Source organism: Serratia inhibens (assembly GCF_003591175.1).
In the GTDB taxonomy this organism is placed as follows: domain Bacteria; phylum Pseudomonadota; class Gammaproteobacteria; order Enterobacterales; family Enterobacteriaceae; genus Serratia; species Serratia inhibens.
Window position 1 is genome coordinate 137,815 of the sequence record NZ_QYYG01000010.1, and the last position, 16,347, is coordinate 154,161.

The window sequence follows — 16,347 nt, forward strand, 5'->3', positions numbered from 1 at the left end:
ACCATCATCTTAAACACCCTTCAACGCCAGAAGTTTGAAATCAGCAGAATAACGTCCTTATTCAGTAAGCGTTGCTATCTGTCATGTCACGCCTTCCACAACAAATCCCCTGTACGTTGCACCTGCATGCCTGTGCTTTACAACCGATTGGTAAGCCTCGCTGTAGTACCAAACCTTGGCGTCTTCAAGGGTCGGGAATGAGAACAGTACAACGCCTTCTGGCGTTTCGCCCTCGAACACTTCCAGACGGCTGTAGGCAGAAAGCATCTGGATGGGTACGTTGGGTAACGTGGATGTGATCTTTTCGGCATATATGTCCATTTCACTTTGATCCAGCGTTTTCTCTCGAATGAATATAACGTAAGCAGTCATGGTGGACTCCTAATTTGTGAGTGTTCGTAGCGGTCAACTCTACAGTCAATGATTGACAACCACCTTTCCGAACACGTTGCGTGTCATCAGCCGCTCATATGCAAGCTTTGCATCGTCGAATGCGAAACGGCTGTCAATAACCGGGCGGATCTTGTGTTCGGCAATGAATCGCGCCAGATCCTCAAGGTCCTGGCGGCTGCCCAGCGCGATGCACTGGTAACACGCATGACTCATGAACATAGACATGAATTCAACCTTGCCCTGCAAACCTGCCACCGCGCCCACTATTGATACCTGTCCACCCACTGCGATGGCCTTGATCGATTGTTCAAAAGTTCCTGCGCCACCGACTTCCACGATGCGGTTCGCACCGCCTCCGCCCGTCAGTTCGCGCACCCGCTTGGACCACTCGGGCTGTTCTTTGTAGTTGATCGTTTCGTCCGCACCCAACGCTTTAAGTTGCTGGGCCTTCGCATCACTGGATGTGGTAGCAATCACTCTGGCCCCCAGCCCTTTCGCCAGTTGGACTGCAAATAACGACACACCGCCAGTTCCCAAAGTAACAACGGTATCACCTGCCTTCACACCTTTGACGGCAGACCATGCCGTAACACCCGCGCACGGCAGCGCAGCTGCTTGGTCGAAATCCAGACTGTCTGGAATCAAGATCAATGCTTCTGCAGCCACCGAGCGATAATCAGCAAGCCAGCCATCCACATCACCGGAGTACTGCGAGTACTTTCCGGTGAAGGGACCCTCGATCCATTCGGGGAAGAATGCGTTGACCACACGATCGCCTGCTTTAAATCTAGTAACCCCCTGCCCAACGGCTACCACCTCGCCAGCCCCATCCGAAAGAGGAATGCGACCTACCGGGATGGGCATATAGTAATTACCCTCCAGGATGATCAGGTCTCGGTAGTTCAATGTAGACGCCCTTACATTCACAAGTACTTCACCGGGGGCGGGCTTGGGAATGGGAAGCGTGCGAACGGAAAGGCCGGTGACGCCAACTGCTTCGTCAATGCCAAAAGCTCGGGATTGTTTGGTTGTACTGTACATATGAAAGTCCTCGATAATTGGGTATCCCATATTTCACCAGCAGTTCGTTTTTGACAATCCGTATGCAACTGCTCATACTGTGAAGATGAACTACACAATTGGTCGAAGTGATCTTGACGGCGTGGTAGTGTTCCTGGCTGTTGCCGAGGAGCGAGGCTTTCGAGCAGCAGCCAAACGCCTAGGTATAACGCCTTCCGCTGTTAGCCAGGCTATCCGCGCATTCGAGAAAAGGATTGGAGTGACATTGCTGGCCAGGACAACTCGCAGTGTTGGCCTGACCGAGGCGGGAGAGCGCCTACTGCTTCAAGTGGGGCCGGCAACTCAGCAAATGCTCCAAGGAATAGAGTCCGCTCGCAGCCTGGGCCATTCAGTCACAGGGTTGTTACGAATCAGTGTCCCAAAAGCAAGTGTGCAGATACTGACTGAGAGGTACGCTGTGGGACTTCTTGCCGTATACCCCCAATTGCAACTGGAGTTCGTCAGCGATGACCGCATGATTGACATCATTGCTGAGGGGTGTGACGCTGGGGTGCGTCCCCGTTCGGTCGTCCATGCAGACATGGTGGCGGTACCGCTTACCCCTGAGGAACCGCAAGTGGTAGTTGGCTCACCTGCGTTTCTGGCACGCTACGGCCGACCGGCAACCCCCCAAGACATTCGAAACATTCCATGCATCACGTACAAACAGGCCGGTATAGTGCTTGACGAGTGGGCATTCAATCCAGGAGGAGGGGAACCTATTAGCATCCACGTGAGCGGCCCCTTAATACTCGACGACGTTGCAGCCTGCGTCCACGCTGCAGAACAAGGCGTCGGCCTTTTCAGACTTCCTCGTTCCATTGTCGCGCGCAATATTCATGCGGGAACACTGGAAGTTACTCTCAGCAGCTTCTCAACAAAATTTCCGGGGTTGGCGCTCTACTACCCTAGTCGTAGTACTGTTCTTCCCAAACTGCGCGCTTTTGTGGATTTTGTGCTGGCTAATAAAGTCTGACCCGGTGCAGCCAGAATGAACGGCGAAGGGAATAAGCCCAATAATAGGTTCGGTGACGTTTGTGAGCACGGTATAATCGCGTTACGATAAATCATTCGGACAAAATTATTGCGCATTGCTGTAGGAGTCAACTATAACTGGTCAGTGGTCTGGCGTTTACCTATATAGTTTTTCCGATTCTTCTGGTGGTAACCCGCCATTGTATTCATACATAACTTCCCTCTCGTATGCACTTCGTACTACAAAGGTTGGCATTAACAAACACTCATCTCGAGCACACCAAAAAAGCTTAACATTCTAATATATAAACGATATTAAGGTCGCAACCCTGTGAAAGCTGCGACCGATATGCAAAATCATATAATCATTTCATAACCTTCTATCAAATAAAACTCACTTACTCTATATCACCTTTAAAATACACTTGTTTAATATAACGCCCTCTACCATCACCATGCCCCAAATCCATCGACACGAGGGTGGTAATGATGGAGATTGAGCTATCTTCTGTCAGCGTTCACGGTATCAGGGCGGCTCGCTTTGAGTATTCCGCCGACACCGTCAGGCGGGACAGGTGCAGCTATACACCTTCAACTGCAAGACAAACGGGTTCTGAATCCCCCCATGAGAATCAGCCTCAGGCTAGGACGACATTCCGTACTGACGCATCCGGCAACACCGACGAGTGTTTCATTTCGGCGCAGATCTCATTGATATAGCGCTACAAATGGTCATTATCCACCTCGGTGAGGCAGTGGAATATCGTACTGTGTGCGTCCTTGATGGTAGCGGCATCACGGTCATTTTCCTTCACTTTTTCAATCGCGGTAATATAAAGCCCGGCATGGTGCCGGGCAAAGCTAGATAATTAAACGAGCTGGAATAACTCGAACTTATAGGATGTGCATAACGTCAGGCGGTGAGTTTATGCCCGATCAATGCTATTTATGGCAAAACCCACACCGGGCACGGCCAGCGTTTTGAGATAAAGCTGTTTTTCAGCAATAACGTCTTTCTTATGATCTGTTACCACGAGCCTGCCTTGTGTGTAATAATTCAATTCAATGGTGAGCGTACCAACTATCATTGATTCTTTCGCATAAGCGGTTGGGTCCAGCCGCCAGAAATAATGTCGGCTCTCGGCATTTATCTGTCCGACAGGGTCCGGGAAACAAGGGTTTATATAGCCTACCAATTCTGCGGTGTAGGGTATCGTTATAGTTAATGTGTTGGGTATCGCTGACAGGGTGACATCGACAGCTTGATGTGGTTGAAGCTCCGTTTGTACCGTTTGGGTAAGGCCGATAGTTTTTTCTATAGCTTCAGTCGTCGATGTACCCCATTCATGGGTATATTGAAATGTCGTCTCTCCGCCAATTTCGGCGCCTGGAACCCCGAGATTATAGTTAATGCTCTGGCCGACGCTGATACTGTCGTTTGTACTCCATGTCATTTCTGCGGTTAAGGTTTCTTGTTTTGAGAGTGCACAAGTGAATATTGATGCTTCACTTGAATTATTTACTTGCGTAGACGTCGCGAGAGCCATATCGCTGCGATCAGGTTCGAATTCCCATGTCACCCCGGCTGGTGCGATTCTTACATATGTTGGAGTCCATTCATAAGTGCTAAAGTTGTTAAAATCACCATCGTCCTTATAGAAAATATTATCTGGCGTTACCACATTTTTTTCAGCATCATAAAAGTCCTTTTTAATGAGTTCTTTTAGTGTTGACTCCTCTATTCCGAAGAGTTTCTTTTCGCTGTCTGTGATGAGATTATAACTTTCCCCAGAGACGGTTATGTCGAGTTGCCCATTGCTAAGGGTGCTTAAAATTATTGCAAACTGCTCATTTTCGATAGCCATGAAAGTACCTCATTTGATTGTCTGAATAACTGATGAGTTTCAAATGTAGTTTAGGTTTTCAGAATGATAAACTTCACGTGAGCTATCGTATGTGATTGAAAAAAAACAATTGACGTTTTTTGCTGGAGTATTTATTTCTAATTATACTAAATTCGATCTTTTATGCTGCGTTTGTTTGTTTTTTATTCATCATCTGTTATTGAGCGTACTGATGTTCACAATAGAAACATCTCAGATACGAAATAGTATTTTTGCATGCAGGATAATTATACCAATCACTCAGATTGATCAAGCTAATAATTACCTTGCAACATTTTCAATTGAACCAGTTGAATTGGTTATTCTCGCGTATGATAGTTAAAAAACCATGGGGGAAGTTATAAAAAACAACGTTCAAGATTAATTTCTTAATCGAAAAGTTACTCATATATCATTTATTTCCTCCCGCAAAAACACCGGGTCGCATTATAAATTATTTATGATACAGCTGCGTTTGCGGCCTTGCTTTCAGGCCCAAATTGGCTCTCTGTGACGATCGTGATCTCACCGGCGCATAAAGCCTGGTTGGGTGCGTAAGCGGACTCAGGCAGGATACCCCTTCTCAATCTGGCAGGAGCGAGGTTTCCGCTTTCGGTTAAAGCCGGAAGCAACAGGTACCCTGAAGACTCCGAATAAAATTTCTTCGGGTACCTACACCCCAGGCGCGACTGTTAGTAATGGAGCCAAATCGGTATATGACGCGAGGTGAACCATGATTGATAACACGAAAGATATTGCTGCTCAGGCACTTCAGATTTTGAAGAAAAAAGTGAGCGTTCAACGACTCTGGATTCTGCTGGAGCAGTGCATTTTTGCCGGAGCATTCGCTACGGAAAGTAATCATGCGGCTCTGCGCGCTGATCACAGAGAGCTGCAGATGCTTAGTGAGGAAATATCTTGTGCGGCTATAGCCCCCGCCAGAGGGGCTATTTTCAATTGGCGTAACCTACCTGATGCGCGTCACTTATCGGCACCCGGCATTGCCGGCGTCGCGCGCGATTGCACGCGCAGCGTGAGTCGAACCAGCGGTACGGTCAGCGCCGTCGTCACCAGCGCGAACACCACGAGGATCGTGTAGACCTTTGGCGGAAGGATCTGCATCTGCAGACCGATTGACAGGACTATTAGCTCCATCAAGCCGCGCGTATTCATCAGCGAGCTCACCAACATCGCATCGCGTGGCTCAAGCCCGGTGGCACGCGCGCCCAGATAACTGCCGCCGAACTTGCCGATGAATCCGCCCACGAGGAATACGCCGAACCACATCCATGATGCCGCGTCGTCGATCGTGCCGACCGACGCATGCAGCCCCGCATACGCGAAAAACACCGGCATCAGCACAAGCCTGACAAAACCTTCGACGTTATCCCGCCACTCATTCGCGATGCCGGGCACGCGCCGCACGAACAGCGCCGCCGCAAGTGCGCCAAATGCGCTATGAAATCCGATCAGCGACGTCGCGAGTGCCGACGCCATGACGAAGCATAACAACACGGCCAAGCGGTCGCGCGCCGCATGCGCAGTCGATGCGAGCCGCATAAGCGTCGGTCGAACCACGAAGCGCACCAGGAGCGCACACAGCACCAGATACGCAAGCAGGCTGACGAGCATGCGCGCAAATGCCCAACCAGGCCCGCTCGATAGCGAAGCAATAGCTGCAAGCAGCATCCATCCGAGCGCATCCGTCAGCATCGCGGCAGACATGGCGTGCCGTGCGCCCGCCATGGCGTTGAGCGCCAGGTCGTCGACGATGCGCGCCATCACCGGTACCGCTGATATCGCAAGCGCGACACCGCAGAAGAGTATATAGGGCAGCGCCGGCGCGTCGCCGGCGAGCATGTCTTTCGAGACAGTGGCGACAATCATGCCGATCACGGCCGGTACGACAAGCCCACCCACGGCGATCGCGACGGGCATACGCCAGCGCCTGTCGCGCAGCGTCTCGCCCAATTCCATATGCAGACCAACCTGAAACATCAGCAGTATCAGGCCGACTTCACCGACCTGCCCCATCGCCGACAGCGTGCTTGGGCCGAACAATGCGTCGTAGAAATCCGGTGCGACCACACCGAACAGCGAAGGCCCCAACAGCAAACCGGCCGCGATCTCGCCGACGACCGCGCACTGGCCGAGCCGTTCGGCAAGGCGGCCGCAGACGTTGCAGAGCGCGATCACCAGCACCAGTTGCAACAGCCAGACAGTCATGAACACCTCGGAAAGAGCGACACCGACACGTATCTGCTGGCCGCGCCATACGCCGTGACGCCGCTCGCCAGGTTCGCGAGCGCCCGGCGGCACGCCCTGTCCGGGACCGGCTCGTTTAGGACCGCCGACTCACTCATCACCGCTCACTCGCAACGCGGTCGACCCAGCCCCGGTAGAACGCACGGTACTTGAGCACGAGCTTATCGTACTTGCTGTACGCGCCGCCGCCGTCCGGCTTCATCCCGTTCCAGATTTTGACGTCGTACTTCGCTGCCTGTCGGGTCTGCAGCCCGAACAGCACGTAGTCGGTCGCGCGGCGCAGGGCCCCCCCCACCTTCTTGATCGAGATGAGCATGTGCATGACGTTCTTGCCGTCGCTCACCGGCGTCACACACTGGAGCAGCTTGTATTTGAAGTCTCCGTCCAGGGAGACGGTCATGACGCACCCGCCGGGGTAGCCATCGAAGTGCAGGTTCATCTGCGACATGTTCAGGCCGAGCACCCGTGCCAGCATGCCGGAGGCCCCGAAATACCGATCCACGGTGAAGTCGATCCCGGCACCGAACCACGCGCCCGCCTGTGCCAGAGACTCAACCTCCGGCCACCGCTGCCAATCGTCGAACAGCTTGAGCTCGAAGGCCGAGATCGGGAGCTCGTGCACGGGGGACGCGTGTTGCGCGTCGTAGAAGTTCTCTACGATCCGCAAAACCGCCGTCGTCGTCTCGAACGCGAAGTGCAGGTGCATAAAGTCGCCGTTGTCGACGTCGGCTGCGGCGATTTCGGGCAGCGGGTGCAGCGGCTCCGGGGAGCCGTACCAAACCCACACGTAGCCGTATCGCTCGGCGGTGACCAACGTCGGCTGGCGCACCGAACGCGGCACGGGCTCCAGCCGGCGCACCCTCTGGTTGTGACCGGGGATGTGGACGCACTGGCCCTGCTCGTCGTACCGCCAGTGATGAAACGGGCACTGGATGCACCCGTCCTTGACCTGCCCGTCGGCTAGGTTCGCGCCGAGGTGCGAGCAGTGGCGGTCCATCACCACCGCCTGCCCCGTCGCTCCGCGCCACGCCACGCACGGCCGGCCGAAGAGCGTCAACGCCGTCGGTTTGTCCTTGAGGTCATCCGAGCGCATCGCGACGTACCAGCTCGCGGCCACGCTCGTAGTCGCATCGTACGCCCTCGACGGATGATCCTCGGCGTTCACTTGAACCAATTGAATGTCGTTCATCATTTTTGTGTCCTCGACGGCCGATTACTTCTTCCGAGTCAAGTTGATACGGGTCGTGATGTACGCCTTGAGCAGCGCGAACATAGGGTTGTAGTCGAAGTACTTTTTCACCTCTGCCGGTGCGCTGGTTTGTGTCCAGTGCATCAGCTTCATCGCCGGCAATAGGCTGTACTTCGAGTTGTTGAGCTGCGGCTTGTCCCCGGTGATGCAGTAGCCGAAGCCGAACATCTGCTTGGCGAAGTCTCGTTCGTCGATGAGGGCGTGGATCCGCGCCGCGGCCTCCTCGGTCGGCTTGTGCCCGGCGTTCACGGCCTCGATCTCGGCTTTGGCGTCGTTGAACAACTGATAGTATCCCTCCATGTCCGCGCACAGGTACCCGAGGTACGGGGGGTCATTGTCGAGGTGATCGAGGTCGCCCTCGTCGCGCGACGCGCGGAACCTCGCGTGGGCTTGCACGAGCCGGAACTGCCCGAGGATCGTGCCGACTGCCCACAGCCTGTGGAACGCGTCCCACAGGCGGAAGTCCGTGAACGCCGTGTAGCAACAGCTGACGAAGTCGTCGTTGTGGTCCAAAAGCTTTTGCTGCAGGCGTTCGATGTACTCGAAGCGCTCAGGGGAGAAGTCATCGTCGCGCAGCGCCTTGATAAGGCGCGCCGCGAGCGCGTGGATGGTCACCGCGGTGTTCTCGAGCCCCCGGGAGAAGAGCGGGTCGATGAACCCGTTCGCGTGCAGCATCAGGCAGTAGCGATCGCCAATGCAACTGGTCGACGAGAACTGCAGCCGATCGGTCCTGACCCAGTCGCGCACCGGTATGGCGTCCCGGAACTGCGCCCCGATACTCGGGAACCGCGCGAGGAACTCGTCGAATTCTTGCTGCGCGGAGATGTCCGTTTTCGGGTAGACACGCGGGTCGAGCTGCAGGCCGACGCTCACCAGGTTGTTGGTCGACCGCGGGTGGTTGTTGAATGGAATCACCCAGAGCCAGCCACCCGTGAACATGTGGTGCAAGGTCCCCTCATGCCAGCGCCAGCGCTGCCCCTTGACCTTGAAGATGTCGTCGAACGGCTTGACCCCGAGCATGTGCGTATAGAGGCTGCGTGAGTGCGTCTTGAAGCGACACGGCTCTTCGCGGAGATTGAACTTGGTCGCGAGCGGCGCGCGGGGTCCTCCGCAGTCGATCATGTACCGGCCGGTGAACCGTTCGTCCTCGGCGGTGGTCACCGCGACGCCGTCTTTATCGGCGTGGTATTCGGTCACTTTAGTCTTCTGGCGGACCGTGCAGCCGTATTTAATGGCGGCTTGCAACAGGTAGGCGTCGACGTCTTGCCGGTAATAATGGCTCTCCGGCCCCCAGGGCAGTTCGGGGATGACGCACTGCGTGAACTCCTTCGGATCGTGCTCCTGGCCGGGCTTGTGGAACACGAAGCCAAAGTTGCGCTTGATGCCCGTGCTCGACGAGACGTAACGCTGCGTCGAGTAGAACGACGTGATGTGGTCGAGCTCCGGAATGCCGTAGCGATCGGCGATGATGCGGTTCATAAGAGACGTCTCGGGAATCGACGATTCGCCGATCGTGAACCGCGGGTGCGACGACTCCTCGATGATCAGCACGCGAAACTGCTGTTTGGCCAGGATAGCCCCCATCTGGGTGCCGGACATGCCCGAACCGAGGATGATCACGTCGAAGTGGTTGTTATCGCGCCCGTGCGCGGGGCTCTTCTGAGTCATGAGGGCAAATCTCCTTAATGAGATGGAACAAATGGCCGTGCGTGTCAGGACTCGTTGAGAGCGGTGCGGATGCGGGAGCGCGCGGCAAGCGTGAGCGTGACCAGATCGCCGAGCATGCTGGGCGCGTACCCCCCACTGCCGATTGCCGGGCCGCTTCGCCCGACTTCGTACACCCGCTCCGCCAATTGAACATGAGGTGCCCGGAAGCGCAGCAGGACCACGAAGACCCGGTTGAGGGCAGCCAGCCCGGCCCGGACGAGTTCATCCTGCGCACCGGCCGCTCGCGCCTCGCCGATCGCGCGGTCGATGAGCGCCGGCTTCCCGGCGAACCGAGCGTAGACCGCCCGGTACGCGGGAAGTACATAGGGCAGATACGTCTCTTTGAATTCTCGATAAGCCTGGTGGTCCGATTGCGAGCCCCACAAGACGTGATCCAGCACGAAAAGGGGCATTTCTACGGCGCCGGGGCCAAGGTAGCTCTGGCCCCCGACACGAATCGGTTCGTAGAAGGGGCGGAGCTCATCGTAGAAAACCTGCGGCGAGATGAAGCGGTACGCGTAGACGATCGATTCGACCATTTTTTGCAGATAGGCTGCCAGTTCGTCGCACCCTTGCGCGAACCCGGGCGATCTCAGGGGTACGTCGTGCAGCTCGACGGTCACCGCGATGGCCGCCTCGAGGGCCGCCATTGAGATGCGCACACTCTCGAGCAGGTGCGCTTCGTCGCTGAGCCCGGTGTAACTCCGTTGCGCGTCGGCCGCCGCGGGGTTCCAGACCGTCACATGCAGGAGCGTCTCACGCGGCGGCAGGTCGGTCATGCGCGCCAGGTCGAGCAGCACCGGCTCGAGCCCGGGCACCACGTCCGCGGGCTCGTGTCCATGCCGCTTGAGCGACCCCAGAAAGAACCCAATGTCCCGCATCGCGGCGGCGGCTTCGACGAAGCCCCAGCCGGAGGGCACGCCGCGTACCGGGAGGAACTCGCGCAGCAGGCCGACGATGCCGGGCACGTCCTTGTTACGGTTCAGGCCCGGCAGTTGCAGAACGAGCGAGCGAGCCTGCAGCGGATCGCAGGCCGCCACGGCAGCGTGCGTGGCCGCGAATACACATGCCCGGTCCTGGGCGCGCTCCACTACCGGCTCTCCGGCGACGCGGGCGTCGGCCCGGGTCGAGACAGCCCCACTCCCCCCTCGCGCAGTGACCGCAGGTAGTCATAGTTCGTCGGCAGGCTCACCCGCAGACGCTCGGCTTCACGCTGGATGCGGGCGAACATCGCCTCGGCCTTTTCGATCGACTCCGGTCGCAGTTGCAACAGCGGCAGCGACCGGTCGGGCAGCATGCCCAAGCCGGCAAAAATGCAGTAGTAGTTCCCGTTCAACCAGAAGTTCTTGAATTCGAAGTCGAAGGTCTCATAGTACGTGGAGTCGTCGAACGACGTGGTAGTCAGCGGCAGCCCCGCCTTGTAGCGCTCAACCTTCTCTTTGATGGAGTCAGAGAGCCGCAGGTCGTGCCGGTTCGCGAGCCAGAACGGCGTGTCTTCGCGCGACGAGGTGAAATAGTGCGCCTGAACAAAATCTCGGCAGTCGTCGAACATGTAGGTGATCTCGGCGTTGAACGCGTCGGCCAACCGCGGGTCGAACGAGGTGTCGGGGAAGTGCTTCACGAGTTGGTAAAGCGCCGCGTAGATGAAGTAGATCCCCGTCGATTCCAGAGGTTCCAAAAAGCACGACGCCAGCCCGATAGAGACGCAGTTGTTGACCCACGACCGCTTGTTGCGCCCGACCCGGAACTTGATCTGGTTGAGCGACTGATTGTCCGAGAGGCCCCAGAGGTTGAGGAAGTCGGTGGTGGCCTGGTCGCGGGAGGTGAACTTGCTCGAGAAGACGTAGCCGCTACCGAACCGGCCCAGCATCGGAATCTTCCAGGTCCACCCCGAGTTCATGGCGATCGAGGAGGTGTAGGGCTCGACCCCCACTTGCGCGTCGTCGTTGGGTACGGCAGTGGCGACCGCGCTGTCGCACAGCAGGTAGTCGGACATGTCAATGAAGGGCTCTTTCAGGGCCTGGTTGATCAAGAGCCCCCGCATACCGGAGCAGTCGATGAACAGGTCCGCCTCCAGCTTCCGGCCCTCCTTGGTGAACAGGCTGGAGATGAAGCCGTGCTCGTTCAGGTTAACCTCAACAACCTCGTCGACCACGCGGTTCACCCCGCGATCGACGGCCCAGCGCTTCAAGAAATCGGCCACCAGGTGCGCGTCGAAGTGCCACGCGTGGGACATCTGACGGGTGCCGTCATGCAGGCACGGTGCCAGATTGCCATCGAGCGCCCCGGGCTGCGGGTAGCAAGCGTACGCCATCGACTGCTGAAAGCCCTGTTCGCGCTTGCGCAGCCAGTAGTGGGTAAGCGGCACGCCGTCGCAGCTCGGCACATTGCCGAACAAATGGTAGAAGTAATCGTTGCGCGAGTGGTCGGGAGACGTTCTCCAATTCACGAACTTGATGCCGGCCTTGAACGCGCCGTTCACCTGGGGCATCCACTCCTGCTCCGGTATCCCGAGGAAGTCGAAGAATACCTTCTGCAAACTCGGGATGGTCGCCTCGCCCACGCCGATCCGGGGGATCGCCGCAGATTCGATGAGCGTAATGTTCGCCTGCTGTTGGAGCGCCTTGACGAGGTACGAGGCGGACATCCAGCCCGCAGTGCCGCCGCCCACGATGACGATATTCTTGATCGGTTTGCTCATGACACTCTCCCATAGGAACTAGTGGAGATGTTAAATTAGGTTCTAATTCAGACTAGAATCTAATTTAAAAAGTGCAAATTCCGTTTACGAATTAACTCAGCGATATATCCTCACGCGAACCACTCCCTAAAAACCCTAATTACCCACCACTCCATCACTAGTTAAAAATATTATTTTCAACCAGTTATAATTACGGATAAAGCAGAGAAAGCAAGAACACAAAATTATTCACCACAATAAAACCAAGCCTTATAACGGCCCCTATCACCCTCAAATAATTTACGCACAACACACTGCTTTTACTGTGTTTTTACAATAAAAAAAGACAGCAAACCTTATCCAAAATGTCATATTCGATGTTTTCAATCACTGCCAGTTCAGATTTGTCTTCTTCCTTAAATAAATACACCATCAATTAGATATTAATAGATTTTGAATTGTTAGCACGCTTACAATTCTATAAATCAAACACCCAGTTAGTTATAGGTGACGCATTATTAACTTGCCAGCCAACAAAAATAATCGATTCCGATTTATATGTTACTTACGTATAAAAATACCCATAGAATAATATTATTTGCACAATCAAGCATTCAGTCTAAAAACAATTATCCATCTAATTTTCATACGAATACCCAACAACATTCGGCAATTTTTTTCTGCCTCAAATACCCATTTTCTTCATCCTGAGCAGGGTCGTATGTTTCAGCCCCAGCGGTTGCGCAGCACCACGCGGTCCACCGGTACGCGGTATTGCTGACGTTTAGCCAGGTTATCTTGCAGATAATGGGTGGCGTAGATCGTCACGCGATCCTCGCGATCGCCCGGCAGCACAATGCTGATGGCATCGGATTGAAGAAGCGGTGGATCTCGCAGGAGATCTCCTCGGGGGACGCAGGAAGATCTCTAAAAGTGAATGGTTCGATTAAACGGGATACTTAACCCATCCTTGGGCTCCAACTTCCTGTTCTCTTACTCTTTTACTGCCTGTTTTCGCAGCACCAAGAGTCGTAAGGCCACATAGAAGACTGGCGTTAGAAAGATACCGAACAATGTCACGCCAAGCATACCGGCAAATACGGTGATCCCGGTCACCGACCGAACTTCTGCGCCAGCACCCTGACCAATAAGGAGTGGAATGGTCCCGGCAATAAAGGCGATCGAGGTCATTACAATCGGCCTTAAACGTAAGCGACAGGATTCCAGCGCAGCCTCAACGGTGCTCTTCCCTTGCAGTTCCAGTTCACGGGCAAACTCGACGATAAGAATCGCGTTTTTACACGCCAACCCCATAAGTACGACTAAGCCAATCTGCACAAATACGTTGTTATCCCCCCCGCTCAACCAAACACCAACCAACGCAGAGAGCATGGTAATCGGTACAATCAAAATCACCGTCAATGGCAGCGTCCAGCTTTCATAGAGTGCTGCCAGCACCAGGAATGCCAGCAGTACCGCCACAGGAAACACCACTACCGCCGCGTTATCCTGAATCGACTGCTGATAGCTCAGATCGGTCCACTGGATGGTCATACCACCCGGTAATGTCTGCATAGCCAGTTGCTGCAACTGTTGCATTGCCTGAGATGATGAGAACAGATGAGTATCTGCTTCGCCAATAATATCGGCTGCAGGATAACCGTTATAACGAATCACCGGATCAGGCCCATAGGTAGTACCAACTGACACTACACTGCCAATTGGCACCATCTCACCTTTGCTGTTACGGGTACGTAAATTAGTAATATCTTCAACGCTGTCGCGGAACTCGCCATCAGCCTGAACCATCACTTTCCAAGTTCGTCCGTAACGGGTGAAATCATTAACATAAGAGGAACCAAGATAGGTTTGCAGCGTACTGAACACATCATCAATCGCCACACCCTGTGCTTTGGCCTTCTCACGATCCACTCTGGCATCCAGTTGCGGCACGTTCGCCTGATAAGAAGAGACCGGAGCGCCCATGCCTGGCGTCTGCCTAATCGTGCCTGACAAAGTATTGGTAGCCGTTTGCAGTGCGCCATAGCCCAACCCGGTCCGGTCTTGAATATAGAACGCGTACCCGGCTCCCTGGCCGATCCCATGAATCGAGGGGGGCATAATCGAGAAGGTAAAACCCTGTTGAATGGCAGCCAGTTTGCGGTTAATTTCCTCATTAATCTGCAACGCAGTACGTGCTCGCTGATTAAACGGTTTTAACATGAAAAATACAGTGCCGGTGTTGGGCGTGTTGGTAAACTGTAAAGCGTTCAACCCGGGAAAGGCAACCACATTCGCCACGCCTTCCGTCTCCGCGCCAATCACGCTCATCTGGCGAATCACGTTATTCGTGCGTTCCAGTGAGGTTCCCGGCGGCATCTTCACTCCACCAATAAGATACATTTTATCCTGCGTGGGAATAAATCCGCCGGGCACTGTGTTAAACATCATTACGGCTGCGCCCAGCAGCAAAACATAGACGGCAAACACCGCACCTCGACGGCGAAGTACCGCAGAGACCGCCTGGCGGTAACCAAACGAACTGAAGACAAAAAAACGGTTAAAAGGACGGAATAGCCAACCGAAAAGGCGGTCAATCAGCCGAGTGGGCAGATCTTTCGGCGTACCATGTGATTTCAATAACAGCGCTGCCAGTGCCGGTGAAAGAGTCAATGAGTTTATGGCCGAAATTACCGTTGAAATGGCAATGGTAACTGCGAACTGTTTATAGAATTCACCAGTAACACCGGATAAAAACGCCATCGGCACAAATACCGCACACAGTACCAACGCAATGGCGACAATGGGCCCCGAAACTTCCTGCATTGCCTGATACGCCGCCGACCTGGGTGACAGACCTAATTCAATATTACGTTCAACGTTCTCGACCACCACTATGGCGTCATCCACCACGATGCCTATCGCCAGTACCAAGCCAAACAGACTAAGAGTATTGATGGAGAAACCGAGAAGGTAGAGCACGCTGAAGGTACCGACAATAGACACTGGCACTGCAATCAGCGGAATGATCGATGCTCGCCAGGTTTGCAGGAACAGAATCACCACCAATACTACCAGCAGCACGGCTTCAAACAGCGTATGTACCACGGCTCGAATCGAATCTCTGACAAAAACAGTCGAATCGTAGGCCGCCGCCCAGCTCATGCCCTCCGGAAACTGGGTGGCCAACTCCGACATTTTACTGCGAATGGCGTCGGATAGCTCAATGGCGTTCGCGCCCGGAGCCTGCATAATACCCAGCCCGACGGCATCAATATTGTTGAGCTGCGAACGCAGTGCATAGCTGCCGGAACCCATTTCGATCCGCGCCACATCGCGCAGTCGTACAACTTCGCCATTATCGCCGTTTTTCAGAATGATATTGCCAAACTCTTCCTCTGATTGCAGGCGACCTTGTGCATTGATAGAAATAAGGAAATCGCTACTGTTGGCCATTGGTTCCGCACCCAATTGACCGGCAGAGACTTGCACATTCTGCTGTTTAATCTGGGCCACCACATCTGTTGCCGTCATGCCGCGCGCTGCGACCTTATTCGGATCCAACCAGATACGCATGGCATACTCGCCGGCGCCGTAAAACACAATTTGACCAATCCCCGGTAGTCGCGCCAGCTCATCCTTCACCTTCAAAGTGGCGTAGTTACGCAGATAGAGGGAATCGTACTTACCCGTTGGTGCAAAGAGGTGCACAACCATCGTCAGTGCAGGAGACTGTTTCTGCGTGGTGATCCCCTGCCGTAACACATCGCCAGGCAAACGTGCTTCAGCCTGAGCTACGCGATTTTGTACCTGCACCTGGGCTTGATCGGGATCAGTTCCGGGCCGGAAGGTCACCGTGATAACCAATACGCCATCAGAACCAGCGACCGACTTCATATACATCATATTTTCAACACCGTTGATTGCCTCTTCCAACGGCATGGCTACGGTATCGGCAATCTCTTTGGGATTGGCGCCCGGGTAAATCGCGCGAACCTGCACGCTGGGTGGAACCACATCAGGATACTCACTAATCGGCAACAGTGGCATGCTGATCAGGCCGCCGACAAAAATCAAAATAGAGATCACCGCCGCAAATACCGGGCGATCAATAAAGAAGCGAGAAAATTGCATAA

10 protein-coding genes are annotated in these 16,347 nt (G+C 54.6%); 1 reads left to right on the forward strand and 9 read right to left on the reverse strand.

From position 1 onward, the window contains the following. Window positions 1-81: 81 nt before the first annotated feature. Both D4100_RS22835 and D4100_RS22840 read right to left on the reverse strand, forming a co-directional pair. Window positions 82-372: a DUF1330 domain-containing protein gene (locus D4100_RS22835; protein WP_119805324.1), complete on the reverse strand. Its 291-nt coding sequence runs from the start codon at window positions 370-372 to the stop codon at window positions 82-84. A 45-nt stretch (window positions 373-417) separates the two neighbouring features. After that, window positions 418-1,434: a zinc-dependent alcohol dehydrogenase family protein gene (locus D4100_RS22840; protein WP_199685733.1), complete on the reverse strand. Its 1,017-nt coding sequence runs from the start codon at window positions 1,432-1,434 to the stop codon at window positions 418-420. Between the two features lie 85 nt (window positions 1,435-1,519). Here D4100_RS22840 and D4100_RS22845 point away from each other — a divergent pair, with 85 nt between their 5' ends. Then, complete coding sequence (locus tag D4100_RS22845; protein ID WP_147417766.1) at window positions 1,520-2,428, forward strand: LysR family transcriptional regulator; 909 nt, start codon at window positions 1,520-1,522, stop codon at window positions 2,426-2,428. 925 nt (window positions 2,429-3,353) lie between these two features. On the opposite strand, the gene D4100_RS22855 is transcribed toward D4100_RS22845, so the two are convergent. The 7 genes from D4100_RS22855 to D4100_RS22890 form a co-directional block, all read right to left on the reverse strand. Beyond that, window positions 3,354-4,292: a hypothetical protein gene (locus tag D4100_RS22855; protein WP_119805328.1), complete on the reverse strand. Its 939-nt coding sequence runs from the start codon at window positions 4,290-4,292 to the stop codon at window positions 3,354-3,356. 999 nt (window positions 4,293-5,291) lie between these two features. Beyond that, window positions 5,292-6,629, reverse strand: a complete 1,338-nt coding sequence (locus D4100_RS22860; protein ID WP_244941698.1) for a cation:proton antiporter — start codon at window positions 6,627-6,629, stop codon at window positions 5,292-5,294. 43 nt (window positions 6,630-6,672) lie between these two features. Further along, a complete protein-coding gene (locus D4100_RS22870) occupies window positions 6,673-7,767 on the reverse strand; it encodes a Rieske 2Fe-2S domain-containing protein (RefSeq protein ID WP_244941699.1) in 1,095 nt (364 codons plus the stop codon). A 21-nt stretch (window positions 7,768-7,788) separates the two neighbouring features. Continuing rightward, on the reverse strand, window positions 7,789-9,492 hold the full coding sequence (locus D4100_RS22875) for an NAD(P)/FAD-dependent oxidoreductase (protein ID WP_119805331.1): 1,704 nt from the start codon (window positions 9,490-9,492) through the stop codon (window positions 7,789-7,791). A gap of 44 nt (window positions 9,493-9,536) precedes the next feature. Beyond that, the gene (locus tag D4100_RS22880) at window positions 9,537-10,622 is read right to left on the reverse strand and encodes a monodechloroaminopyrrolnitrin synthase PrnB family protein (RefSeq protein ID WP_119805332.1); all 1,086 of its coding nucleotides are present in this window, start codon (window positions 10,620-10,622) and stop codon (window positions 9,537-9,539) included. Continuing rightward, window positions 10,622-12,232, reverse strand: coding sequence for a tryptophan halogenase family protein (locus D4100_RS22885; RefSeq protein WP_065506560.1), 1,611 nt, complete (start codon window positions 12,230-12,232; stop codon window positions 10,622-10,624). The genes D4100_RS22880 and D4100_RS22885 overlap by 1 nt, the downstream gene beginning before the upstream one ends. A 972-nt stretch (window positions 12,233-13,204) precedes the next feature. Next, entirely contained in the window at window positions 13,205-16,345 is a 3,141-nt protein-coding gene (locus D4100_RS22890; protein WP_119805333.1) for an efflux RND transporter permease subunit, read from the reverse strand. Window positions 16,346-16,347 lie beyond the last annotated feature (2 nt).

What these genes read in the sequence shown, in the direction of transcription:
- D4100_RS22885 (WP_065506560.1), bottom strand. Translation starts at nt 12,232, where the DNA reads ATGAGCAAACCGATCAAGAATATCGTCATCGTGGGCGGCGGCACTGCG.
- D4100_RS22845 (WP_147417766.1), top strand. Translation starts at nt 1,520, where the DNA reads ATGAACTACACAATTGGTCGAAGTGATCTTGACGGCGTGGTAGTGTTC.
- D4100_RS22855 (WP_119805328.1), bottom strand. Translation starts at nt 4,292, where the DNA reads ATGGCTATCGAAAATGAGCAGTTTGCAATAATTTTAAGCACCCTTAGC.
- D4100_RS22870 (WP_244941699.1), bottom strand. Translation starts at nt 7,767, where the DNA reads ATGATGAACGACATTCAATTGGTTCAAGTGAACGCCGAGGATCATCCG.
- D4100_RS22840 (WP_199685733.1), bottom strand. Translation starts at nt 1,434, where the DNA reads ATGTACAGTACAACCAAACAATCCCGAGCTTTTGGCATTGACGAAGCA.
- D4100_RS22835 (WP_119805324.1), bottom strand. Translation starts at nt 372, where the DNA reads ATGACTGCTTACGTTATATTCATTCGAGAGAAAACGCTGGATCAAAGT.
- D4100_RS22890 (WP_119805333.1), bottom strand. Translation starts at nt 16,345, where the DNA reads ATGCAATTTTCTCGCTTCTTTATTGATCGCCCGGTATTTGCGGCGGTG.
- D4100_RS22875 (WP_119805331.1), bottom strand. Translation starts at nt 9,492, where the DNA reads ATGACTCAGAAGAGCCCCGCGCACGGGCGCGATAACAACCACTTCGAC.